Annotated in this window: 19 protein-coding genes; 3 read left to right on the top strand and 16 right to left on the bottom strand. The window is 41.7% G+C overall.

Annotated features, from left to right (window positions below; all coding sequences use genetic code 11):
* Window positions 1–135 precede the first annotated feature (135 nt).
* The 9 genes from P1X15_RS26620 to P1X15_RS26580 form a co-directional block, all read right to left on the bottom strand.
* A complete protein-coding gene (locus tag P1X15_RS26620) occupies window positions 136–1,344 on the bottom strand; it encodes an efflux RND transporter periplasmic adaptor subunit (RefSeq protein ID WP_277341178.1) in 1,209 nt (402 codons plus the stop codon).
* Complete coding sequence (locus tag P1X15_RS26615; RefSeq protein WP_277341177.1) at window positions 1,341–2,948, bottom strand: efflux RND transporter periplasmic adaptor subunit; 1,608 nt, start codon at window positions 2,946–2,948, stop codon at window positions 1,341–1,343. Before P1X15_RS26615 ends, P1X15_RS26620 begins: the two co-directional genes overlap by 4 nt.
* Window positions 2,923–4,203, bottom strand: a complete 1,281-nt coding sequence (locus P1X15_RS26610) for a TolC family protein (RefSeq protein WP_277341176.1) — start codon at window positions 4,201–4,203, stop codon at window positions 2,923–2,925. Before P1X15_RS26610 ends, P1X15_RS26615 begins: the two co-directional genes overlap by 26 nt.
* Entirely contained in the window at window positions 4,187–6,121 is a 1,935-nt protein-coding gene (locus P1X15_RS26605; RefSeq protein WP_277341175.1) for an efflux RND transporter permease subunit, read from the bottom strand. Before P1X15_RS26605 ends, P1X15_RS26610 begins: the two co-directional genes overlap by 17 nt.
* Window positions 6,118–7,404: an efflux RND transporter permease subunit gene (locus tag P1X15_RS26600; protein ID WP_277341174.1), complete on the bottom strand. Its 1,287-nt coding sequence runs from the start codon at window positions 7,402–7,404 to the stop codon at window positions 6,118–6,120. The genes P1X15_RS26605 and P1X15_RS26600 overlap by 4 nt, the downstream gene beginning before the upstream one ends.
* Before the next feature lie 39 nt (window positions 7,405–7,443).
* The gene (locus tag P1X15_RS26595; RefSeq protein ID WP_277341173.1) at window positions 7,444–8,499 is read right to left on the bottom strand and encodes a sialidase family protein; all 1,056 of its coding nucleotides are present in this window, start codon (window positions 8,497–8,499) and stop codon (window positions 7,444–7,446) included.
* A 47-nt stretch (window positions 8,500–8,546) separates the two neighbouring features.
* Window positions 8,547–10,037 carry a multicopper oxidase family protein gene (locus P1X15_RS26590; RefSeq protein ID WP_277341172.1) on the bottom strand — a complete coding sequence of 497 codons (1,491 nt, stop codon included), beginning with the start codon at window positions 10,035–10,037 and terminating at the stop codon, window positions 8,547–8,549.
* A 14-nt stretch (window positions 10,038–10,051) separates the two neighbouring features.
* Window positions 10,052–10,615, bottom strand: a complete 564-nt coding sequence (locus P1X15_RS26585; protein ID WP_277341171.1) for a helix-turn-helix domain-containing protein — start codon at window positions 10,613–10,615, stop codon at window positions 10,052–10,054.
* Window positions 10,616–10,734: 119 nt separating this feature from the next.
* Window positions 10,735–11,175, bottom strand: coding sequence for an HYC_CC_PP family protein (locus P1X15_RS26580; protein ID WP_277341170.1), 441 nt, complete (start codon window positions 11,173–11,175; stop codon window positions 10,735–10,737).
* 207 nt (window positions 11,176–11,382) lie between these two features.
* Here P1X15_RS26580 and P1X15_RS26575 point away from each other — a divergent pair, with 207 nt between their 5' ends.
* Window positions 11,383–11,781 carry a hypothetical protein gene (locus P1X15_RS26575; RefSeq protein WP_277341169.1) on the top strand — a complete coding sequence of 133 codons (399 nt, stop codon included), beginning with the start codon at window positions 11,383–11,385 and terminating at the stop codon, window positions 11,779–11,781.
* The gene (locus P1X15_RS26570; RefSeq protein ID WP_277341168.1) at window positions 11,747–12,730 is read left to right on the top strand and encodes a tyrosine-type recombinase/integrase; all 984 of its coding nucleotides are present in this window, start codon (window positions 11,747–11,749) and stop codon (window positions 12,728–12,730) included. Before P1X15_RS26575 ends, P1X15_RS26570 begins: the two co-directional genes overlap by 35 nt.
* 12 nt (window positions 12,731–12,742) lie before the next feature.
* Here P1X15_RS26570 and P1X15_RS26565 read toward each other — a convergent pair whose 3' ends face one another.
* The 5 genes from P1X15_RS26565 to P1X15_RS26545 form a co-directional block, all read right to left on the bottom strand.
* On the bottom strand, window positions 12,743–13,963 hold the full coding sequence (locus P1X15_RS26565) for an MFS transporter (protein ID WP_277341167.1): 1,221 nt from the start codon (window positions 13,961–13,963) through the stop codon (window positions 12,743–12,745).
* A 4-nt stretch (window positions 13,964–13,967) separates the two neighbouring features.
* On the bottom strand, window positions 13,968–15,029 hold the full coding sequence (locus P1X15_RS26560; RefSeq protein ID WP_277341166.1) for a rhodanese-like domain-containing protein: 1,062 nt from the start codon (window positions 15,027–15,029) through the stop codon (window positions 13,968–13,970).
* A 71-nt stretch (window positions 15,030–15,100) separates the two neighbouring features.
* Window positions 15,101–15,667: a Crp/Fnr family transcriptional regulator gene (locus P1X15_RS26555; RefSeq protein ID WP_277341165.1), complete on the bottom strand. Its 567-nt coding sequence runs from the start codon at window positions 15,665–15,667 to the stop codon at window positions 15,101–15,103.
* A 7-nt stretch (window positions 15,668–15,674) separates the two neighbouring features.
* A complete protein-coding gene (locus P1X15_RS26550) occupies window positions 15,675–15,887 on the bottom strand; it encodes a hypothetical protein (protein WP_277341164.1) in 213 nt (70 codons plus the stop codon).
* A gap of 69 nt (window positions 15,888–15,956) precedes the next feature.
* Window positions 15,957–19,013, bottom strand: a complete 3,057-nt coding sequence (locus P1X15_RS26545) for a Tn3 family transposase (protein WP_277341163.1) — start codon at window positions 19,011–19,013, stop codon at window positions 15,957–15,959.
* Between the two features lie 159 nt (window positions 19,014–19,172).
* Here P1X15_RS26545 and P1X15_RS26540 point away from each other — a divergent pair, with 159 nt between their 5' ends.
* Window positions 19,173–19,745, top strand: a complete 573-nt coding sequence (locus P1X15_RS26540; RefSeq protein ID WP_277341162.1) for a recombinase family protein — start codon at window positions 19,173–19,175, stop codon at window positions 19,743–19,745.
* Window positions 19,746–20,071: 326 nt separating this feature from the next.
* Here the strand turns inward: P1X15_RS26540 and P1X15_RS26535 are convergent, their stop codons facing one another.
* Both P1X15_RS26535 and P1X15_RS26530 read right to left on the bottom strand, forming a co-directional pair.
* Window positions 20,072–20,818: a M48 family metallopeptidase gene (locus P1X15_RS26535; protein WP_277341161.1), complete on the bottom strand. Its 747-nt coding sequence runs from the start codon at window positions 20,816–20,818 to the stop codon at window positions 20,072–20,074.
* A complete protein-coding gene (locus P1X15_RS26530) occupies window positions 20,769–24,020 on the bottom strand; it encodes a type I restriction endonuclease subunit R (protein ID WP_277341160.1) in 3,252 nt (1,083 codons plus the stop codon). The genes P1X15_RS26535 and P1X15_RS26530 overlap by 50 nt, the downstream gene beginning before the upstream one ends.
* Window positions 24,021–24,088 lie beyond the last annotated feature (68 nt).

Genomic DNA, 24,088 nt, shown 5'->3' with positions numbered 1-24,088 from the left:
TTAAAAATTGGTTCACTTCTGGAAAGTTACAAATAGAACCAGCCCTCCTATAAATGATAATAATCATCCATTTGAGATACTTTTTCCACTTTTGAGGGGGCTCATTTCCTGTTTGACAACATGCTTTCATCTATCTTACATTACGTGCCCTTCCATTGGGTTGCTGCCTTTTTTGAAAATGTATTCGCTGTTGAGCAAATACGCTCCCGACACCACAACCTTTTCACCTGCTCGCAAGCCTTCGGTGATTTCGGTATAGTCTTTGTTGGTCGTGCCGACGCTCACCATGCGGCTTTCAAAAGCACCGTCAGCGTTTTCTAACCAGACCGTAACGCCGTTGGTGTCCTGAATAAGAGCGTTAGTGGGTACAGCTATGGTATTTTTTACCTTGCCTTTCAGGGTGATGTAGGCTTGCATACCTGTCTGGTACTCTCGTTTTCCATTTGGAATGTCCACCCGAATTGTGACGATTTTACTCGAAGGCATCAACTCAGGATTGACAAAATTAACCCGCCCCTTAATGATGCGGTCAGCATAGTACGGAATCTCCACAAGGGCTTCCTTTGTTTGATTGAGAAATGGCAATTCGGTGACGTACAATTGTGCCTCTGCCCATAGCATACTCAGGTCGGAGAGCTTCAAGACGGTGCTGCCTTCGCTGAGGTATGAACCCTCTTCGGCAAGAACTTCACTCACTACACCTGCATATTTGCTGTTCACGGTTAGCTTGTTGTTGGGTTGTTCTGACTTCTCCAATTCAGCAATTTGGGCATCGGTCATTCCCCAGAGTACCAATTTATTCTTGGCAGCTTCAACTAATTGTTTAAAGTTGATGTCTGTGTCTTTCAGCACTTTCTGTTTTTGCGAAGCAATCAAGAAATCCCTTTGCGAAGCCGAGAGTTCTTCGCTGTATATATCGTAAATGGGTTGTCCGACTCGTACAAATTCGCCTACGTTGCGTATCAACAGCCTTTCAATACGCCCAGGTATCCGAGCCGTGACGGTTGAGAGTTTGTCTTTGTTTTCGGTGAGCATGGCCGCCAGCGTAATTTCTTCACCGAGTGGCCGCAGGGCTACCGTTTCTACCTGTACGTTTGCCAGTTGTTTTTGTTGGTCACTTAGTTTTAAGCCCTGATTTTTCATGTTGGGGTCAATGACAATTTTGGTCAAAGCCATCTTGCAAATCGGGCAGGTACCAGGCTTCTTTTCCATCACCTGTGGGTCCATTGAGCAGGTATAAAATACATTGTCAGGTACTTTTTCGGCACTTTTAGGTTTGCACGATTCCCAAAGCACCGTTAGCCCCATTAAACCTGCGGTATTGATAAATGCTCGTCTTTTCATTGCATTGAGAGTTCGTTAGATTTTACAAAGCTTTCGCTGTCCATAAGGAATTGGGCGTTTTCAGCAATCGTTTCTTGGCCCGAAAGTCCAGATAGTATCTGAATCCAGTTCCCTTGTTGTAAGCCTGTTTTGACCGTACGGGAGCGGAACGCTCCCTTTTCCTGCACAAATGCGGTTTTGGTTCTGCCCATATCAAGTAAGGCAGTCGTCGGCACCCATAATGCAGCTTGACTGCCAGCATTGATAGAGGCATTGACCAATGAACCGATTTTCAATTTGCCATTTGGATTGCTCAGATATACCCTTGCCTGTGGATTGCGATTGGTGGCCGAAATCATGGGTTCGAGGTAGTTTACTTTACCGAAAAACTGGTTTTCTTCGTTGTTTTCCAACATAATCATCACCGACTGACCTACTTTGACTTTGGGTACATCAGTTGGGTAAAATTCAAGCATTGCCCAGACCGTACCGGTGCTTTGTACATCGAATAAACGTTGTCCTTTTTGCACGTACATACCTTCTTTGAGGGTCAATTCACCGTTTTGAGCGGCAGGTGGCGGCGCAATTGACGAACCAGTTTTTGAACTGCCCATCCCGCTGCTCATGCTGCCACTTCCACCCGAAGGTGAAGGCATTGGGGCCGCCCCCCCAACACCACGCTCGACAATCACACCATTATACGGGCTGTAAATGCTCAATTGCATCGTTGGTTTTTTGTTTTGTTCGACAGCCTTTATTTGCTCAGAAGTTAAGCCCAACAGCGATAGTCGTTGTCTGGCACTTTCTATTAAAACCTGATTATCAGCATCGTTTTGTAACAAAAAAATCAAGTTTTGTTGGGCTGTTACAATTTCTGGACTGTAAATGTCCATGATTTTCTGCCCCTTGTTCACCGCTTGGAACGGATACCGTACATACAGGCGCTCTATTCGACCACCAAAGCGGGTGGCAATACTGTTTAAGGCCCGTGCATCATAACTCAAAAAACCAAAGGCATTGACCACCATTTTTTGAGAGCGGTGCTCTGGCTGGGTAGTTTTTACGCCACTCAACACATATTCATAAGTAGGCTTCACCAGAATCGCTAAACTGTCATTGGACGAAAGTGCTTCGGTAGCACCTCCTTTTTTTACTAAGTCCATCCCACAAATCGGGCAAGAACCTGCTTTGTCTTTCTGAATTTGAGGGTGCATAGGGCAGGTATAAACAGCTTTTTCAGCCGAGACAGCTTCTTTTTTTTCGACTAAATCCATACCGCACACGGGACAGGAACCAGGTTTATCGTAGGTTTTCTCGCCCTCACATTTCATGGTACAGTAATATTGCTTGCCTGCTTTTTTCATTTGCCCCATCATAACCGTTGCTGTATCGCCGTGGGTTTGGTGGTTAGGCACTTTTACCAAATCCATACCGCAAACAGGACAGGGTCCAGGTTTGTCGTAGGTTTTGTTGCCTTCGCATTTCATGGGGCAGGCATACACATCTTTTGGTTTGTCTTCGCCTTTTTGGAAATATTGGTTGATATATTGACAACCCGATAAACCAACGAACAAGACAAAAACAAGCCAAACGAGGCAGTTATCTTTTTTCCAATTCTTTTTCATATTCTACCTGTGCTTGCAGTAGTTGTTGTAATAAATCTAACTGGTTCATACGAGCCATTTTGAGCTCCATCCACGCATCAAGTACCATGAACAATTCGTCGGTGTTCTGTTCGTAAGCCAATAAGGTACTTTGATAACGTCTGCGCAAAGCGGGAAACTGCTCGTTTTCGTATTGCTTAATTTGGGCTTGGTATGATTGCATCATTACCTGACGATCAGCCAAATTCCCCAAAATCTGATTAGTCAAACCTTCACGTTGTTTATTATAGGCCTGTCGTTGATAATCAAGCCCTTTAATATTGGCTTTAATTTGTCGGCTTGACCATTTGGCAAAAGGAATCGTGACCATACCCATAAGCGTAAACTGCCATTGGTTACCAAAAGCGAACATGTGGCCGTACTGTACACCGACCATGGGTTTGAGTTTCTGAAACTCCACCTCCTGTTTGTAGCGGGAAATGGTCAGGTTTTGGTCAATCACCCTCAAATCACTGCGGTTTATTACGGCATTGGTATCCAAATTTAACGGAGTATTTGGGTACAGATAGGTCAAAGAAAGCGTGTCAATCTGGAAATCAGTGGCTCGATCTTGCAGCATGAGCGTATTGAGCATTACTTTTTGCTGACGAATGTCGCCGTCAAACATCAGGTTCATGCGGTCTAAATCTAAGAGGGCAGCTTTGGCTTTGTAAATGCTGCTTAGTTTCTCCTGATTGTATTTGTACCGAACCTCTGCCGACTCAATCATATATTTGAGTAGGTTTTGACTTTCTTTCAACACATTTTTCTTTTTTTCCAATACCAGCCAACGGTAATATGCCATTTTAGCTTCCGAGAAAAGCATATTTCGCATTACACCTTTTTGAGCGACTTCCATACCCGACATAGATTTCATATAGCGTTCTTCGGCATCAAGCATTTTACGATTGGGTATCATCTGTTCGCCCTGAACCATAAATGATCCCATGCCCTGATTCATGCCTTCGTGGTATAATGCACCCGCCCGACTCCACATCATATAGTTGTACGGGGTCATAAAGAATCCCGCACCAAATTTGGGGGCTTCCCAGTTTCGAGCACCTTCGGCATACGCATCCAGTTCTTTGACTTTGGCGTCCATCATTTTCAAATCAGGGTGGGTTTCCTCAATTCGATGGAGTATCCCGCTCAAATTCAGTTTTTGTTGCGCTTCGCAAACAATAGCATAGAGCAATAGCCCTACTGCTAACCATGGCTTTTTACTCTTTAACATCATAAAGTTCAATTTTTCCGTAGCGTTTTAGCTCCCATTCTTTGGTCATCTCAAACACAACAGGTGTAACCAATAGCACATAAATTGTAGAAGTAATTGTACCGCCAATGAGCGGAATCGTAATAGGGAGCATCACATCTGAACCTACGCCCGTTGCCCACAGAATCGGAATTAGACCAAACAAAGAAACAGAAACGGTCATGAGTTTGGGGCGAAGTCGTTGGGCTGCTCCCCTAATCACATATTCTCGAATATCCGCATTAGTGATGGTGTCTTTTGAATTACCTTTGGCAAACACCAAATTTTGCATAGCTTCATTGAGGTAAATCGTCATAAGCATAGCGGTTTCGATAGCCATACCGAACAGAGCAATGAAACCCACTGCCACCGCTACCGAAAGATTGACCCCGTAGAAATACACCATATATACCCCGCCAATGAGGGCAAATGGTACGGTAATCATGGTAATTAGCGCCTCTTTCATGGAGTTGTAGGTGAAATACAACACAAAGAAGATAATGACCAGCACGATGGGCAGGATAATTTTGAGGGTACGATTGGCACGAATCTGGTTTTCCCATTGCCCACTCCATTCAATAAAATAACCTTTTGGCAGTTTTTTTACCGAAGATTCCAATTTCTTCATCGCTTCCTCCACGGTACTTCCTAAATCTCGGTCTCTGACATTGAAAAGTACAGTACCCCGAAGCATGGCATTTTCTGAGTTAATCATAGGTGGCCCTTCTGAAATTTTCACTTCGGCAACGGCATCCAAGGGAATTGGGCCGTAGCTTGCGGTTTGAACCTGCATTCGTTTTAGAGCCTGAATATTGTTTCGGAAGTCTTGGGCAAATCGAGCATTGACCGTAAAACGTTGACGACCTTCTACGGTAGTAGTTAGAATCATACCTCCCAAGGCACTTTCTACAATCATGTTTACGTCATCAACACTCAATCCATAACGCCCGATTTCCTCCTTTTTGACTATTATATCAATGTATTTACCACCTGTAATGGGTTCAACATATAAGTCTTTTATCCCGTCAATGCCATCCAATTGTTTTTTGAGCATCTGCGACACTCGATTGATTGAATCTAAACTTTGCCCGTACACCTTCAAACCCACATCGGTGCGAATTCCCGTCGAAAGCATATTGATACGGTTGATGATGGGCTGCGTCCAGCCATTGGTTACGCCAGGAATTTGCAGTTTGGCGTTTAGTTCGTTGATGATGTCATCTTTGGTTTTGCCTTCCCGCCATTCACTTTTGGGTTTGAGCAGTACTATCGTTTCCAGCATACTGATAGGTGAATTGTCGGTAGCGGTGTTGGCTCGACCTGCCTTTCCCATAACGTGGCTTACTTCGGGCACGGTTTTCATCAATTTATCTTGGACTTGCAGCAGGCGTTTTACTTCTGAATTTGATACGTCTGGGAGAGTGACAGGCATGAAGAGCAGCGAACCTTCGTCGAGTGGAGGCATAAATTCCGTTCCTAAATTTAGCATCATTGGAACACTAACGGCCAAGGCCAATATGTTAATACTAATGGTGGTTTTACGATACTTTAAGCACCATTTTAGAATAGGGGTATAGATTTTTTCGAGGAATCGGTTGATTGGATTGGCACTTTCGGGCTTCAATTTCCCCCGAAGTAGTAGAACAATTAGTATAGGCGTTAGGGTAATTGCCAAAAAAGCATCAACGAGAAGGATAAATGTCTTAGTCCAAGCCAAAGGAGAAAACAGCTTGCCTTCCATACCCGTCAGCAAAAAGACGGGCAAGAAAGAAGCAATCGTCACAATCGTCGAAAAAAATACCCCAGGGCCTACCTGTTTCGATGATTTTTCGATAATCTCCGAGTGTTCATCGGGAGTAAGTGGGTCTTTTGAGACTCGAAATTTAATTTTAAACCAACTCATATACTTTGATTTTTTTCTTTATCCAATTGGGCTTCTGAAAGATGCCTATACGCATTTTCAACCATCACGATGCCGTCATCTACTACCACGCCAATAGCCAAAGCAATACCCGTTAACGACATGATGTTTGAAGAAATACCAAAGGCATTGAGCAGAATAAAGCCAATAGCCACTGAAATCGGTAACTGTATCAGAATGATTAAGGCACTGCGCCAGTGCAGCAAAAAGATGAGAACTACAATCGAAACGGTTATCATTTCTTCAATCAAGGTTCCTTTTACTGACTCTACTGCCGCTTCAATCAGCTCGCTGCGGTCATAGGAAACCTTAAATTTGACGTTTGGCGGAAGCCCTTTTTCGACTTCCTTCATCTTGATTTTTACGTCCTTGATAACAGCATCAGCATTTTCACCGTAACGCATCACCACGATTCCACCCACTACTTCGCCTTCACCATTTACATCGAAAATGCCCAAACGGAGCTCTCCACCCATTTGAACGGTTGCTACATCTCTTACCCTCACAGGAATGGAGCCATAATTTCCTACGGGTATATCTTCAATGTCTTTGACATTTTTGATGTAACCCAATCCCCGCACGATGTAGGCCATGTCTGACATTTCAAATTTTCGACCGCCTACATCATTATTATTCTTACGAATAGAATTCAATACATCCATCAGCGGGACATTAAAGTAATTAAGCTTGTAGGGGTCAATGTTGATTTGATACTGTTTGCCAAAGCCGCCGAAAGAAGCCACTTCACTAACCCCTTTTACGGTTTGTAGGGCAAATTTGACATACCAATCCTGTAAGGCTCGTTGCTCCCCTAAGTCCATGCCCGGGGCTTCGAGGTGATACCAAAAAATGTGTCCTACACCTGTGCCATCGGGGCCTAATGAAGGCGTTACTCCCTGTGGAAGTAATCGTTGGGCATAATTGAGTCGTTCCATCACTCGTGTTCTTGCCCAATAGACATCTACATTGTCCTCAAAAATGACGTAAACAAAGCTCATCCCGAACATAGAAGTACCCCGTACATTTTTGATGCTGGGTATTCCTTGTAAGTTTGAAACCAATGGATAAGTGATTTGGTCTTCAATGAGTTGAGGACTACGACCCATCCATTCAGTGAAAACAATGACCTGATTTTCGGACAAATCCGGGATAGCATCAATGGGGTTTGTTCGGACAGAATACACGCCCCAACCGAACAAGCCCAACGCCAGTACCATCACAATCAATTTGTTGTGCAGGGCAAAATGAATGAGTTTTTCTACCATACTATTTCCAAATATTTACTTTATTGTCATGTCGTTATTTTACTTCGCATTGCTATTTAAAACCAGCCCTTTTATGATGCCATTATCCTCCCATGTACAGAAAGCCTGTTGCTCATTGAGTATAGCGACTCTCGGAAATCTACCAGTACCTAATGTCATCGGTTCTTTTTGCCCAGATTGGCTCAACCAAATTTGACCTTGATTTTGCCATGCGATAAACGTGTTTTGGTTACTGGCCGCAATGGAAGCATTTCGCCCTTGGGCGAGGAATTGTTCAGGTTCGCCCAACTTTGCAGTGAATAGTTGATTTTCTCGCCGCCATACCGTCGTTAATACGCCGTTTGTATTCAAGCTGATTCCTCCACCGTCCATTGGGCAGGCGTTGAGTTTCCATGTTCCATTTCCCATTTTTACGGCGGGTTGAAAAGTGTTTCCTTCATCTTTTGAAGTCGTTACATACATATCTCGTGAACCACTAATCCAGTTCCTGAACATTACAACTACCTGTTTGTCTTTCATAAGAATGGAGGGCTGACAACACTCACAGACTGTCGAATCAGGTGAACGATAGATAAGTTTATTCTTACTCCACGTTTGACCGCCATCCTTAGAAATTGCGCCAAAAATCTTGTTTTTCTTATCGTCTCTCAGGTCAAGCCAAACCACAAAAAAAGTACCCTTACCATCGCTCGCTAAGGCATTGAAACCTTCTTTGGCAATTTCTGGTATATCATTGATAATAAGGCGGTTTTGCCATTTGCCTGTTTTACGATTAAGTACGTAGGCATACAAATCACCCTTCTTATCTATGGCAGTAATCACCGTGGAAAGATGAGAAGATGCAATTTGTGGCCCTCTTGACACGCCTAAATGCAATCCCGGCAAGCTGTCAACCAAGCTTGGCATCGTAAAAGACTGACCTTTATTTTGGGAAGAAGCGTAATAAAACGCATTCCCCTTACCGAATACCATTTCTATGGATTCGTTTTCACCTACGTAAATGGCAGGTTGAATACCTTTGTTGGGGAATAGGGCTTGTTGCCCACGGGCGACCGTAGTGACAATGAAAAGTATTAAAATTATTCTACTAAGCATTGTATTGAAAGGTTAATGAAAATATTAGTCGAATGTGTATAAGGATACTATTTAACTTCAAAATTGAGCATCATCCCGTCATCTTCATGTTCGAGGTTATGGCAATGAAATACAAACTTCCCTGCCTTCTCAAACTTAGCGATAATCCATACTTTTTCGCCGGGCATGACCAAAACCGTGTCTTTCCATCCTTTTTCGTGGGGTTGGATATTTCCTCGTCCACCTGTTCGACTCGCAACTTGAAAAAACACACCATGTAAGTGCATGGGATGTGGTTCGTCACCCATTGTGTTGTCAAATTCCCAGATTTCGGTGCTGTTCAGGGCTACGCTTTCATCAATGCGATCCATATTGAAAATCTTCCCGTTAATCGTGTGCATCCCTTTCATAGCCATTGTTCCACCGTGGCTTCCAGAAGTCATGTCCATCATTACCCCAATATCGAAGGTGCGGGTCTTGGTAGCAGAAGCACTTGATAGAGACATTATAGAATTGAGCGAGGTTGGCATTTTGAATATATCCGTTTCAGTTTTGCTCACCATAAACTTCAAGATTTTGAAGGTTTGGCTTCCTTGTGAACTCACTCCCGAAAAAGAATTACTCTGCAAGTACACTTCGCTGTTGAGAGCTATTTTGCTAAAATCCACCAATAAATCAGCTCGTTCGCCTGGGGCAAGTAATAGACTTGTAACGGTCTCAGGAGCAGGAAGTAAGCCGCCGTCTGAACCAATAACCATGAAAGAATTGCCGTTGCTCAATGCTAAATTGTACATTCGTCCGTTTGAGCCATTCAAAACTCTAAGACGATACATTCGAGTTGTAACAGGCTGAAAAGGGGAGCTCACACCATTGACCGTAATGGTTTCCCCCATGTAACCAATCATTACCTCTTCTAAGGTTGGGCTATACATGATTGCCCCATTGGCATCCAATCGTTTATCCTGAATCACTAAGGGTAGTTCGTAGGCATCCGAAGGTAAATTCAACGCTTTTTCTTCGGGGCTTTCGACGATAAACATTCCTGCCAACCCTGTAAAAACTTGTTTACCCGTTTTTTCATGTGGGTGTGGGTGATACCAAGCCATGTTTGCCGCTTGGTCAATCTTAAAAGTATAATTGAAGGACTGCCCTGCCGTCACCATTTGGCTGGGGTGACCATCCATCGCAGCAGGTACAAGCAAACCATGCCAGTGAATATTAGTTTCTTCTGACAGGCCATTGGTAAAAGGAATCGTAACTGTACTGCCACGCTGTACCCGAAAAGTGGGTCCTAAAATGCCGTTTTTGTACCCCAATACTTGACTGGATTTTCCCGCCAAAATTGCGGCATTTTGACTGCGGGCATTCAGTGCTGTTCCCGAAGTAATAGTTTCGGGAATGGGTAAGCTCGTATTAAATGCACCCTCAACCACGGTAGGAGCCGTTGTCATATTCATTGTCGCCATGTCGTGATTCATACAACCAGACAACAAACTCTCGCCGACCAGCACTCCTGCCGTTCCAAATCCAAGTGTTTTTAAAAAATCGTTCCGTTTCATGTTTTTGTTTTTTGTTATACCTCGTCCAGTGGCTTCCTTTTCTTATCCCGAATTTTTCTAAACTGACTTGGGGTCATTCCCGTGATGGTCTTGAACTGTGCTGAGAGGTGAGCTACACTACTATAATTAAGTAAATCAGCGATTTGTGAAAGAGTCAATTCATCATAGACCAGTAGTTCTTTTACCCGTTCTAATTTCTGATTGATTAAATACTGCTCAATGGTAATACCTTCCACTTCTGAGAAAAGTGTACTGAGGTATCGGTAATCTCGACTTACTTTTTCCGTGATGTAATCCGAATGTTTCATCCGTCGAAGCCCGTCATTTTGGAGGTGAACCAATTCAACGATAACCGTTTTGACTCGCTCAATTAGCTGTTGTTTTTTGTCACTCAACAATTCAAAGTCATGCATTTGTAATCGTTCCGAAATTTGGCTGAGTTGCATTTCGGTTGCTGGCTTTTCGAGTACTACTTCGCCCAATTCGATTGCTAATACTTGGTGTCCAAGTGCTTCAAGTTCTTGACGAACCACAGTTTTGCAGCGACTGCACACCATATTTTTGATGTACAGTTTCATAATTTTTCTAAGAAACGTAGGTAGGAAGACATGATAAATTAGGTAATCATGGTGAAAAAGAAAACACCAAAAAGCAACCCGAAAGGTTGCCATCAGCCCACAGTGGGCATTTTACCTAATCAAATCAGGAAGGATTGTACAAAAATGAGCATACTACGCCCGTGAAGTGGTGGCGCAGGGCTGTAAAAATGCGGTAAACGGAACGAAACGGTTTGACTAAGCCAAGCCCTTGAAGAGAAATAAATAGGATTGAAAATAGATACTAAATCAATGTGCTGACTTATGAAATGTACCGAACTGCCGTCAGCCGAAGGGGTTTGAATTTTATAGTAAGACACTTTGTCCGAACAGCACTTGCTACGCTTAAAACTGTCTCCACACCCAGACCTTTTATGACTGGCTTTATGGCTTACTTTCTGACATTTTTCTTCATGAACAAAAGAAACTGTCTTTGTTCCCTTCATCAAACACCAATGCTCATACATAGCAAACCCTGTGCTGGCAAACAACACTTGGATGGCTAAGTAAAGGCAAAATGTGCGCTTGATGATTTGCTTCATTACACTATGCTTTGATAGCGACAAATGTACGAATATGCAAGGGAATAGAAGGTTACATTTTTTTCGATACTTTTTACATAATTTTCAGATTAAACGAAGGAAACGCTAATACCACCTTATAAGAAATGTAATCGTAATAATTTTTTATTACTTACGATAACCTTTACTTATCGTAAGTAATAATATCTTTGTGAAAAACTTAAAATTATGTCCCGAACAGAACTTGAAAAACTCATCTACGTCAAACACCCTCACAAGCAGACACAGCAAAATCAGATAGACGCCTTGGTGGAAAGCCCTTCCGACCGATTTGACTTCTTGGTCTTATTCTTCAATTTTGGAAATGCGTCGTATCGCTATATGAGCCTTGCCAGAGGTGAAGAGACGATTGAAGATTTTGAGGATTGGTTAGAAGGCTTGCCCGAAAGAGTAAGAAATACTTTTAGGAAGGAAGGTTTTGAAGCGGCGAAATCTACTTGGCCATTTCGGCGTCATGTGATGGAGCGTCGTGACCTTGGGATGGATGAATATATCAAAAGTTTGTTACGTCCAGCTGATTGGGAAAAGTGGAATGAATACAAAAAAAGCGATGGAGATGACCAATGAAATCACGGAAATTGAGATAGGTCGGTCTTTCCCTGTCAGTGAAGTGCTTTTTCAAAAAATGGCCGACTACGCCCGCAAGGGTTTAGAGGGGGCGGCCAACACCCAACGGGCCTACAAATCGGACATTAAGGATTTTAAAGGCTGGTGCGTTGAACATGGTCAAACTGACTTACCCGTTTCAGCTGTAACGCTGGCCGCTTACGTGTCGCATTTAGCTGATACCCACAAGTGGGCAAGCATCAATCGAAAATTGGCAGCAATTAGTAAACTACACGAACTAAGCAATTTGGACTTGCCTACCAAAGACAAAGCTTTTCGTGCAGTGATGGAAGGCATCAAGCGTACCAATGGCGTTCGACAAAAGCAAGCTCCTGCTTTTAAGATGAAGGACTTGAAAACTATTTTGCAAGGAATAGACACAAATACTAACGCAGGTTTGCGTGACAAATGTTTGTTGTTAATTGGATTTGCAGGAGCTTATCGCCGGTCGGAATTGGTGAGTTTGAATATCGAAGACGTACAATTCAATGAGGATGGAGTTATTATTTCCTTATCAAAGAGTAAGACTAACCCATACGGCGAATCGGAGGAGAAAGCTTTTTTTTATAGCCCAGAAGTCGATTTTTGCCCGATACGAAATCTAAAAAATTGGATTGGACGTTTGGAGAGACCAACAGGGCCACTGTTTGTTCGAGTGCGAAAAGGCGATAAAATCACGGAAGAACGACTTAATGACATGACTGTTTATGACACAGTCAAAAAGTATATAGGTGGCCGATATTCAGCCCACTCCCTTCGAGCATCGTTTATTACAATTGCCAAAATCAATGGAGCCGATGACTCAGAAATCATGCGCCAATCGAAGCATAAAACAAGTGCTATGATTCAGCGATACACCCGTATCGAAGACATCAAGCAACATAATGCCGCTACAAAGCTGGGGTTATAAGTTGAAAGAAATTTATGAATTAGGTAAAGCACTTTGATTATCCATTCTCAGTAAAATAATAGCCCCCGAAATAATGGTCAGTACACCAATAAACGTAATGGACATATTCACACCGAAGGCATCAGCGACTGTGCCTGTCAATAAAGCTCCGATGGCATACCCTAAATCTCGCCAGAAACGAAATGTTCCTAAACATTCGGCTCGTTGCGTTGGATTGGTGTAATCAGCAATAGCACTTAGGAATGTTGGATAAACCAGTGCAGTACCCAACCCCAAGGTGACTCCTATGAGTATAAAATGGGTAAATGTAGAAGCAAAAGCCAAAAACAGAATCGCTAAGCCTTGTATCAGCATCCCCCAGAATAGAAGTAGCTTTTTGGAATAAATATCAGATAATCTTCCCGTAAATAACTGACCGATTCCCCAAACCGAAGGATATACCGCTGCAATCGCCCCAATAGTGGTAGGTTCAAAGTGCTGATTGAGCAACAGTAAGGGGAGAAGCCCCCATATCATACCATCGTTAAGATTATTGGTCAAACCTGCTTGGGTAATGGCATTCAACGATTTATGCCGAAAGGAGGTATCTAAGAATGGATGAGGGAGAAGAGTTTTGTTATTTAATTGTGTTTCTTTTAATACGTGATGTCCCGTGTCTTGAACCTTAAAAATGCTTATTCCAAGCCCTAAAAACGAAAATAAAATACCGATATAAAAAGGGTAAGGTCTAACGCCATATTGTTCGGCCAGAAAGCCAGTCAGAAAAGCAACTACTCCAACAGATAGATACCCCGCAAACTCGTTGATGCCAACCGCCAAGCCACGGTTTTTGTCGCCTACAAGGTCTATTTTCATTACAACTGCCATGCTCCACGTCAATCCTTGGTTAATGCCGAGTAAAATATTGGTTAGCACAATCCATGTCCAACTTTCGGCATATATTAGCATAAAAGGAATAGGCAATGCAAAAACCCAGCCTAAGACAAGTAATTTCTTTCGACCGAAAACATTTGCCCATTTGCCCGTAAAATAATTACAAATCGCCTTTGTGATTCCAAAAGTAATGATGAATGAAAAAATGGCGGTCTTGGACCTAATGCCAAATTCTTGTTCAGCAAGTTGGGGTAAAACTGTACGTTCAAGACCAAGCATACCACCTACAAAAGCATTGACAATCACTAAGTACGAAAATTGTTGCCAGTTTTCCCGTAACCCCTGTTGTATATTTTTCATAGATTTATTGAACAGCACAGCGGTTTGCGCCTGCTTCTAAATCTGCTTGTAAATAATTAGCAGGAGTAGGCGGCAATTTTGACAAAATAGCTTCAATGAATTTCTCTTTTTCGAGCGATAGCAGCTTAATTGACTTTTTGATTTGGCCTAAGTTTGCTGAAACAATCTCTTGACCGATTTCAATTGACTTTGAGGTATGGGCAGGTAAAATCTTAATATCATCGTTTAAGATTGCAATCAAGTGGAGCGAGTCATAAAGCATCGCAGCTTTCAACCATGTTTCCTGTTCGTTGGCTTTCAAATCAGGTCGTCCAACGCTATCTGTAAATAAAGTATCTCCTGTCAGTAAAGCACTGTTTTCAATTAGAAACGAGGTACTTTCAAGAGTATGACCTGGGGTATGAATGACCTTTATGGTTGTTTTTCCTAAATCCAGTTCTACGCCATTTTTAATAGGTGTAAAGTTATAATTAACATTTGCCAAATCAATCATCAAATGTGCTGCTCCCGTGACTTCCGCTAATTCCTTGGTTCTCGAAACATAATCTGCGTGGATATGGGTATCGGCTACTTTTTCGATGACATACCCATGTTGAGCAGCAAGGTTCAAATAAATGGAAGGGGGAAGCGAGGCATCAATAACCATTGCTTTCTCTCCTGAACCTATTATATAGGATAAACACCCTTTTGCTAATCGCCTGACTTGGATGATTTTAACGTTGCCGAGTTCTATAATAGCTGTATCCCAAGCAAAATTCCATGCTTTCATGCCACCTTCAAGAGAATAAGCGTCATAGCCATTTTCGGATAGTAATTCAGCGGCAAAAAGGCTTAGGTTTCCACCGGCACATAAGGTAACAATGGGGAATAATTTATCCAAAAGCAAAAAGTCGAATGCGTCTCTGTTTCCTGCCTTTAAATTTTCGTAAACGTCTAAGTGAATACTTTGTGGAATGTGCCACTCGGTTCTTTCGGATAAAGGGCGAATATCTAAAATAGATACTTTTTTATCTGCTGTTAACCAATCACTCAGCGTCTGGGTATCAATTGTTTTGACTGTTGCCATTGTAAATGGGGTTTAATTCTTCACAAAGGTCAGGCAACCAAAAATACAATCCTTTTACATTTGTTAAATAATCATTTAATGTTAGCTCTAATCCGACTCAAACTTACCTGTGTTATACCCAAATAAGAAGCGATACATTTGAGGGGAACCCGTTGTATAATGTTGGGGGTGTCTTGCAGAAGAGCCAGATAACGCTCCTCTGCGGAGTGGAATTGGATACTTTCGATTCGGTTGACTGTTTCGACATAGGCGCTCTCAAAAATTTTCCTGAATAGTCGTTCAATTGCTGGGAAAGTATCATAAAGCTGGAACAACTTGGTAGCATTGATAGCGATAATTTCGGCATCTTCCACAATTTGAATGGCTTTTCGAGAGGGAGTACCCGTAAAAAGACTTTCGACTCGTGCAATTATGGTGTTCTCTGGCGAAAAAGATTCGGTTATGTCAATGCCGTCTTTATAATAATAAATTCGTGCGATGCCTTTTTTGACAAAATAAATGGTTAGGCAAGTGTGTCCGATAGATTGCAAATCTTCGTTTCTCTTGATAGTAATCATAGAACATATTTCAGTAATGGCTTTTTCAGCCTCTGGTGGCAATGCTTGAAATCGGTTAAAATACATCAAGAGTTCTTTCATGCTTTTTTTAATTGCCATTTGATTGAAAACGTTCCAATGCCTTTCTCAATTCCTCATTTTCAAGTACATACCGTTGCACTTGCCCTTTTAAATGGGCATTTTCAGAAAGTAGTGCCGAAATCATTTTCTCTGTTTCGTCATAAGGCATAGCTTCTTCGGCAGCTTTGGCTTGGTTAGCATAACCACGGCCTTTATTAAAGAAATGGGGGTAATGTTCCACGAAATCGACTTACTGATATATAATACAGTGGATTACGGTTAAAAAAATCAAAATTTCCCATTTCTGCTTTCATTTATTGATTTCAAAGTTTAAAATCTCTTCCAGGTCGAAATCTACGGATCCCTTTAAAGCCTCTTCTGAAAAGTCAAATTTTCCGTGCAAATTGACATGTGTCCAGCTGACGGGCGATGACTGCTCAATGGCTTTAACCATCTCATCACGCTGTTTATCGGAGACTTTTATCAGCTCCTTGGACAAGTGTAAATAATTCCAGCAAACAATTGCATTCTGAATTAAACGTTTACAAGAGTCCGTGATCAGATGCTCCTGACGGGAAGCAAACCGTATTTCCCCATTATTCGCATAGAATACAGCCTTTGCAAACTGATGGGAATTTTCAGTCTTGTTGTTCTGCTGGTTTATTCTCTTGCGGAGCATTTCATCGTCCATATATTTCAGCAAAAACAAAGTCCTTACTACCCGCCCAAGCTCACGAAGTGCCAGGTAAAGCTGGTGCTGCTGTGAATAGGAACTAAGTCTTTTCAACAACGTGGATGCAGTGGTATGTTTGAGTTTAATACTGACAACCATTCTCATTATTTCGTCCCACTGCTCTTCAATCAGCTTGGTTTGGATTGGATTACCCACTTTGATTTGATAGTTTTTAAGGGATTCCACGTTCATTCTGGGGAAAATATAGAAAATAAGGCTCTGGAAATCTTCGATCCGGGGAGCAAAACGAATCCCCAATAGATGAGTCAATGCAAAAATAATCTCGCTAAATCCATGAGAATCAGTTGAATGAATATCGGATTCGACAACCTGGTTGTGCATCAGACCATCAATTACGTAAGGGGCTTCCCGTTGTGAAGAGCTAAATGAAGTAGAATAGAAAAGCCGGTGCATTTCATCAATAAAGGAGTAAATCACAATTCCTTTCTCGTTGCCAAAGTATTTATAAGAATAATTGGCATGTATCGAATCTACCTGGATATAGAACTTCTGCCCATCGCTGGAAGTATGTAGGATCTTGGGGTCCTTCCGGAATAATTCACTGATTTTTAGTTTCCCCATCAACATCAGGATAGCGTCATTGGCTTCTTGAATGTTTTCAAGGGTAAAATACCAGTTGACGGTATTGTCAAGCGTATTGGCCGATACATTCTGAGAGTTACGAGCCATAGGGCCAACCCCTATATTACAGCCATAGGCGATCAATCCCGCCAGAAAAACCGTGTCGTTGGGCCGATTTGGTTTGTTTTTTTTGTTCCAGTGTTGCAACGCATCTGTAAAATTGCATTTGGCATTTACAGTATTCAAAACTTCAATGATCGGAATGGACCCTTCAGGCGGCCAAAGATCCATATCGATACCAGGTTTATCGGGCGTTTTAGGTTCTATAAAGCGTGGTTTACCATCTTTTCTGGTCTCAACGAATTTATTTTGTCCCTTGTCAATCCGCTCAAAAGTATGGGCAAATGCCTTTCCAAGACTTCCCTGTAGATCGGTTAGGAGGCTTTTGAAGTCACTGATCCATTGTAGTCCAGCACTTTCCAGTAATTGCTCTTTTTGATTTACCCACACCGATTCTTCGATCAGGTATTTTAAAAATGGCTTGTGCAAAAAAGAATCCGTCAGATTTACCTGTCCCGATTTGATTCCATGGGCTAAATGCCGGGTCAGTAAAACCTTGTACAAAGAGCTTCGGGAGGAAGAATTTTTAAAATAATGTTGTTCTTTTTTGCCCAAAAAGCCATCCAGCGGATTTTCCGGCAGGCGGCCATCCCTCTTTTTAAATTCTTCCAGGGCCTGAGTGAGGTTTTCGTTTTTCGCTTCAAAATTAATATGCCGTAGTATGTCCGCTACCCGTGTCTGGAGTTTTCGTGATTTCTCTTCCATAATCTGGTAATAAGTATCGTCCTTACTCGCGTAACCGCCTTTCTTTAATTGCTCAATGCTATTTTGGCTATCTGTAAAGCGCTTGAATACATCCCCGTTCACCCACTTTATAAAATGCTTTACCTTTTGATCATTGGTCTGGGAGAAATCAAGTGCAACCCGTTCAATATCTTTAGCTTCCTTGACCATCTGAGCACTCACCTTAATAAACTGCTCCATCTCTTGCTGGGATTCAACATGCTTTTGAAAGATCGCTTCTTTGACCTCACGTTGAGAGGTATTTTCAATCTGTTGTGATGCCCTTAACAGTATCTCGACCAACAAATCCCCCAGAAAATAATACTGGTAGACGATAAAGCATATGATCATCAAATATTTACGGTTTTCCTGCCGGGTTGAAACTTGAAAAACCTGTGACCGGATTACAAACTGGGCATAGTATTCTATCATTTCATCCGACAAGTTCAAAAGTGCCAATAATGGTTTTAGATCAGTATACAGGGTCTTTAAGTATAAATAATCTTCAATATTGGCTTTAATGGCCATGGGTTTCATGGTTTGGTGGCTGCGCTTAATACGTGTGATCAGGTAGAACCTGACGGGCTGGTCTGTGTGTGGATCCTTCTGAACCGACAGGAGCGCATCTAGCTGCTCTTTATTTTTTTCTGACAGGTGCACTTCTATGAGCGATTCCAGCTCGTTATGCATCCATTTGAAAGCATCAGAAATGATAACCGAAAAAGTATAATAAGCTGGCAGTTCGATCCGGTGGATGCGCATGTACTCAGCCAGGGAGCCGAATACAGCAGCAGGCCGCATTTGCCGTTTGGCAAATTTGATAGCCTCCCTCAAAGCCACTTCCTTTTGTCTGTCATCAAAGGGCTCGACACCAAAACTTTCTAAAATCACCTGCCGGTGTCGATGAATAACGCTACGTGCATACGTTTGTTCAATATTACCCCAGTTAATGGATACACCCAAACGTCGTATTATAAATTCAATATCTGCCCTGTTAAAATTCTTTGCATTGAAAAACCGCCCACTTGCCTTAAAATAACCGACCTGAATCACAAACCCAACTTGATTAACAGGGCTCAGCATAGTCCTGCATTCATCTTCTGCCCACTTGGGCATGGTAAAAAAGAATTTTCTTTGTCCGTAATCGAACTTGGGCGGGTTATCAAATTCATTCTGCTGGCCCTTGTCTAAAATTTCTAATAATCTCATAAATTGTAAAAAATAGAATCCCAGTAAACGAACGTTCTACGGGATTTTGAAATGACCATGAAATGTATCCTATTCGTATCAAATATCAATACCAAATTGTTGTCCCATTAAATAAAATCCTATTTTTGAAAAATTACCAGATTAGTGGGATTCCAAAGTATGAAAATAGGATACGCAAGGGTGTCGACCCAAGACCAGGTACTGGATATGCAGATTGACGAGTTGAAGCTGGCAAAATGCCAGCAGATATTTCAGGAGAAGATCTCATCAGGCAAAGAACGCCCACAACTTTTGAAGATGCTGGAAATGCTCCGGGAAGGCGATACAGTAGTGGTGTACAAGCTTGACCGGCTCGGAAGATCATTGCGGGAGCTGGTTAACCTAATTGCCCAGCTGGAAGAAAGGAAAATAGAGTTCATTTCTTTGAAGGATGCCATTGATACTTCGACTGCCCAGGGCCGCTTCTTTCTGAACATCTTTGCTTCATTGGCCGAATTTGAACGGGATATTATCCGCGAGCGCACCAGGGCTGGGCTTTCAGCTGCACGTGCAAGGGGACGTATGGGTGGGAAAAAGAAAGGACTTAGTCCGGATGCCATTAAAAAAGCAGAAACCGCAGTGATGCTTTACAAGGAAAAGAAAACCGCCGAAGAAATCGCCGGCATCATTGGTGTAGGCCGGTCAACAGTTTACCGTTATCTTGAAGCAATGGGACAAAAAAGGATTTTATAAAAGAAAAAGTGAAATTTTGAACGTAGAACACTACATTACAAATAGTTAACTCAATATCGTGGAACATTACCCCCGTTTCTTTAATAAAGGCCAACCACGGCAAGTAGCTGAACAATACTTAGCCGTTGACCGACTGGCAAAGTAAATAATGCCACACCAAAGGCAGGTTTTTTCAAAGACTTTGGCGTTGTACTTGAAGTTGGAGCGATCTAATTGTGGCATAATAGTAAGCGGTTATCTTGTAGTAAAGATATAGGAAGGTTTTTATATATCAAAATTATATCGTGATAATTACGTTATAAAAACAAGTATTTACAATTATATATCTATATCGAAAAGTCCAATTTCTTCTTCAACTCTCGCCAATCAGGCATTAATATAGTTTGCAACTCGTAAAAAGCTGCGTTATGATATGGAATTACCAAATGACACAACTCATGCAAAATCACATATTCGATACAGGCTTTTGATGTTTTGACAAGATTAGGATTGAGCAATATATTTCCTACGTTGGTACAACTTCCCCAGCGTTTGGGCATTGATAGTAGTTTGAAATTAAGATTTGCTTTAAGCTCTTCTTCCAACGGTAATTTTTCAAGACACTTCTTAAAAACAGGTCCAAACTTTTCTTTCGCTTTTACTCGATACCATTCTTCTAAGGCTTTTTCAATTACTGGTTTGTTCGTTTTATCAAGAGTATAAATCTCAATATATCCCCCACGAAAAATCACTTCTCGTTTCTCGGATTCTATTACTTTTAGGCGATATTGACGACCTAAATAATAATGGGTTTCACCCGAAATGTACTTTCTTGGAGTTGTTTTTGGTTGAAACTGTTGGAAGGTATCCAGTTGTTTTATTATCCACGCTGCCTTGCGGTGTACCTTCGCCTTGATTTGCTCAATGGCAGTATCTGTTGGGGAAATAACGGTTATTAATCCGTCAGGAAAAACAGTAATTGATAAACTTTTACGCTTTCGATATTCAATCGAAAACACAATTTCTACTGAGCCAAATTTGATACTATGATTTTCCATTGAAACGAACTTTGGCAATGCTAATAAACTTTTCAATCAAATCGTCCAGCATACTCGTATTCCACTCTAAGCCATAATCGCTCTTAAAATCCCACAGTAAATCATCAAAAGCCGTTCTCATTTTCCCTACTACTTCGCTTTTATTCTGCCAATCAACAATAGCAACTCCACCAGAAAACACAGTTTTTTGAATAGCCTCATCAATATAAAGTGCCAACCATGTTGTTTGCTCTATTAAAGCGCCTGTACTTATTTTTTCTGCCAAAATTCTATAAATAGCCTGAGCTGTATCTCTGCCTTGGAGTAACTCGGGGATATCATCTGCCTTGCGATTTAAAACAGCCTCCTTGATGTCATTAACTTTATTCAAAAATTCAATTTCATTAATCCTCTGTTGCCGATAAGCTTCTAAGGTATCTTTTATCATTTCCGAAAATCGCTTGTAAAACGTAGGGTCTTCCTCCATTTTTTCTGTAATCGTCTTTTGTGTTCGGCTCGCAATAGCGTGTGCCTTCGATGCTGCACCCGTTATTTTTTGAACTTCTTCTTCAAATTTTTCTCTGTCAAAAATATTGACCTGTTCGGTAATACTGATGATTTCATCGGCGGACACATGGGTATCAATCAACTTCTGTATTTGCCCTTCAAACTGTTTGTAGTCAATCTCTAATGAATAAATTTGAATAACTGATTGCCTCAGGTTTTGAAAAAACAAAAGGTCGTGCTTATATCGTTCTTGATCGTATTCAGGGGTTTGGGTAACAAATTGATAAGCAGAAAGTGCCATTTTAAGTAACCGAGCAAAGCGAGATAGTCTTTCAAAAAACAAAGTTCGTAAAGCCTCATCGGAAAGAAAGTTTTCATAAGCTGCTGAATCTTTCTTGTTCGATATGGTTTTGAATATATCCCAAACCATAGAATGGGCCTGCGGTAATTGCTGAATCTCTTCTTGAATGTCTGTAATCGTATCTTCTAAATCTTGATTATCGTAATCCTCATAACTGGTATATAGTTGAAGGGTACGATTCAATTCTTCAATTACACCGTCATAATCAATAATGTAACCGAACTCTTTTCCCGCATACTTTCTATTTACACGGGTAATAGCCTGAAAAAGCGTATGTTCTCTCAATCTTCGACACAAATACAGCACTACATTTCGTGGGTTATCGAAGCCTGTCAATAATTTATCAACCACAATGATAATCTCGGGCGTATCATTTTTTTTGAAGGCTTGCCGTAGGGTTTCATCATACTTTTTGGCTGTACCGTATTTGTCCATCATCTTTTTCCAGTGAATCAACACCTCGTCGCTAATGTGTCCGTAGGCATCTTCTATTCCTTCTCGGTCGTCGGGTGGCGATACCAATACTTCACTGGATACCAGTCCAATTTCGTCTAAAAACCGCTTATACCTCACGGCAGCTTGCTTGTTGGGAGCTACTAATTGCCCTTTAAAACCAGTTCTCTGCCAGTTGTCTTTATAGTGTTGCGAAATATCCCAAGCTTTGGCATAAATAATCTGCTCCCCTGCGGTAAGCGCATCTTGACGACTAAATTTTCGCTTCAAATCGGCTCGCTGATAGTTATTCAACGGCTCCGAAATTTTATTGAAATAATTATCTAATGGCCTTTCGTTTACATTGAAAAGTGGCGACCGCCCCTCAAACAAAAGCGGCACTACTGCCCCATCGGCCACGGCATCAGATACGGTGTAGCTATCTATGATACCGCCAAACTTAGCAGCGGTATTCTTTTCTTTTTTCATTAAAGGCGTACCTGTAAATGCGATAAAACAAGCGGTTGGCAGTACCCGTTGCATTTTTACATTCAGCGTGCCGTATTGGGTACGGTGTCCTTCATCTACCAGTACAAAAACATTTGGAGTAGTAATGGCCTCCGACATTTTTTTAACGGCAGCCTCAAATTTGTTGATAATGGTTGTAACGATAGCATCCGAGCTTTGGCTTAAATAAGCTACTAAATCGTTGCCTGTTTTGGCTTGTACTACTTCTTTATCGCACTTGGCAAAGGTTTGGTAAATCTGGTCGTCTAATTCTACACGGTCAGTTACTAAAATAATTTTTGGATTCGGAATTGTTTTTTCCATGGCCAGCAACTGCGCAAGCATGACCATCGTGTAAGATTTACCACTCCCCTGCGTATGCCAGATTACTCCACCTGACCTTACCATAATTCCTTGTACAAAGGGCGATGGTCTTGAAATTTTCAATCGCTCTAAGGTCTTACGAACGCCAAAATATTGCTGGTATCGAGCTATGACTTTGGCTCCTGCATCATAGACTATAAAGTTGAAAATCAAATCAAAAAGCCTTTCGGGGCGGCAGGTATTATATAGTAATTCGTCTTGACTTGTAATACTCCACTGCGCTCCAATTGCTTCTCTATATGGGTTTTCTTGCCCTGCTCGTTCTTCATTACACAATAGGTTTTCCCAATAAATTGTATTGTTAATACTTTCGTTTTTTAGCGTCTGCAAGGTCGTTTTTTGATTTTCTTCGGCCTGTCTGTTAGTATATTGCTCTCGCCATGCCCCCCAAAACTCTTCTTCGGTGGCAGTGGTACCATATTGTGCAGTATTTTCGCATAACGCCATACAAAGCTGTGAAAACACGTATAATCCACGAATGCCGTCTTCGTTTTGATTGCGTAAATGTTGTGATATGGCCTGACTGAGCGGTTTATCAATCTTTGGGCTTTTGCACTCAATAACGACCAACGGAATTCCGTTGACATACAAAATAATATCAGGACGGTAGTGACTGGTGGCAGCCCCATCAGAACGATTGGAACGTTGAACACTGAGTTCTTCGGTTACATGAAAGACATTATTGGCAAGGTTTTTCCAGTCTATATAGTGGAGTGTGTAGCTTTTTCTATCTCCCAAAATAGTTTCCTCAAAACTCTTCCCCAGCGTCAGAAGGTCATAGATGTATTTGTTTGAGGCCATAAAGCCCTCTTGTAATGGGTAATCTTGTAAAGCATAGATAGCATTGCTTACGTTAGTTTCTGAAAACTGATGTTCTCGGTTTTTATAGCGAAAAGAATTGTTTTTGTGTATTTGTTCTCGCAAAACCCCCTCCAATAATATACCGCTGGTCTTCCCGCCCCGAAGTCGCAGTGCTTCGGATGGGGTAAGATACTTGTACCCTATGGCTTGTAAGGTAAATAGGGCAGGTATTTGGCTGATGTCGTCTTCTCGAAAGGAGGGATTCATAATTTTAGACGTTAAACAATGTACTTCTTCTATGATTTACGGCGGTTAAACAGGTACTATTTTTTTTA

The sequence above is a fragment of the Runella sp. MFBS21 genome (assembly GCF_029433105.1).
Taxonomy (GTDB): Bacteria; Bacteroidota; Bacteroidia; order Cytophagales; family Spirosomataceae; genus Runella.
Note: the sequence above shows the minus strand (reverse complement) of the source record. Positions and strands in the feature narration are given on the sequence as shown.

Bases quoted from the DNA above. Each gene is read 5' to 3' on its own strand.
- P1X15_RS26620 (WP_277341178.1), bottom strand. From the start codon at position 1,344: ATGAAAAGACGAGCATTTATCAATACCGCAGGTTTAATGGGGCTAACG.
- P1X15_RS26615 (WP_277341177.1), bottom strand. From the start codon at position 2,948: ATGAAAAAGAATTGGAAAAAAGATAACTGCCTCGTTTGGCTTGTTTTT.
- P1X15_RS26610 (WP_277341176.1), bottom strand. From the start codon at position 4,203: ATGATGTTAAAGAGTAAAAAGCCATGGTTAGCAGTAGGGCTATTGCTC.
- P1X15_RS26605 (WP_277341175.1), bottom strand. From the start codon at position 6,121: ATGAGTTGGTTTAAAATTAAATTTCGAGTCTCAAAAGACCCACTTACT.
- P1X15_RS26600 (WP_277341174.1), bottom strand. From the start codon at position 7,404: ATGGTAGAAAAACTCATTCATTTTGCCCTGCACAACAAATTGATTGTG.
- P1X15_RS26595 (WP_277341173.1), bottom strand. From the start codon at position 8,499: ATGCTTAGTAGAATAATTTTAATACTTTTCATTGTCACTACGGTCGCC.
- P1X15_RS26590 (WP_277341172.1), bottom strand. From the start codon at position 10,037: ATGAAACGGAACGATTTTTTAAAAACACTTGGATTTGGAACGGCAGGA.
- P1X15_RS26585 (WP_277341171.1), bottom strand. From the start codon at position 10,615: ATGAAACTGTACATCAAAAATATGGTGTGCAGTCGCTGCAAAACTGTG.
- P1X15_RS26580 (WP_277341170.1), bottom strand. From the start codon at position 11,175: ATGAAGCAAATCATCAAGCGCACATTTTGCCTTTACTTAGCCATCCAA.
- P1X15_RS26575 (WP_277341169.1), top strand. From the start codon at position 11,383: ATGTCCCGAACAGAACTTGAAAAACTCATCTACGTCAAACACCCTCAC.
- P1X15_RS26570 (WP_277341168.1), top strand. From the start codon at position 11,747: ATGAATACAAAAAAAGCGATGGAGATGACCAATGAAATCACGGAAATT.
- P1X15_RS26565 (WP_277341167.1), bottom strand. From the start codon at position 13,963: ATGAAAAATATACAACAGGGGTTACGGGAAAACTGGCAACAATTTTCG.
- P1X15_RS26560 (WP_277341166.1), bottom strand. From the start codon at position 15,029: ATGGCAACAGTCAAAACAATTGATACCCAGACGCTGAGTGATTGGTTA.
- P1X15_RS26555 (WP_277341165.1), bottom strand. From the start codon at position 15,667: ATGAAAGAACTCTTGATGTATTTTAACCGATTTCAAGCATTGCCACCA.
- P1X15_RS26545 (WP_277341163.1), bottom strand. From the start codon at position 19,013: ATGAGATTATTAGAAATTTTAGACAAGGGCCAGCAGAATGAATTTGAT.
- P1X15_RS26540 (WP_277341162.1), top strand. From the start codon at position 19,173: ATGAAAATAGGATACGCAAGGGTGTCGACCCAAGACCAGGTACTGGAT.
- P1X15_RS26530 (WP_277341160.1), bottom strand. From the start codon at position 24,020: ATGAATCCCTCCTTTCGAGAAGACGACATCAGCCAAATACCTGCCCTA.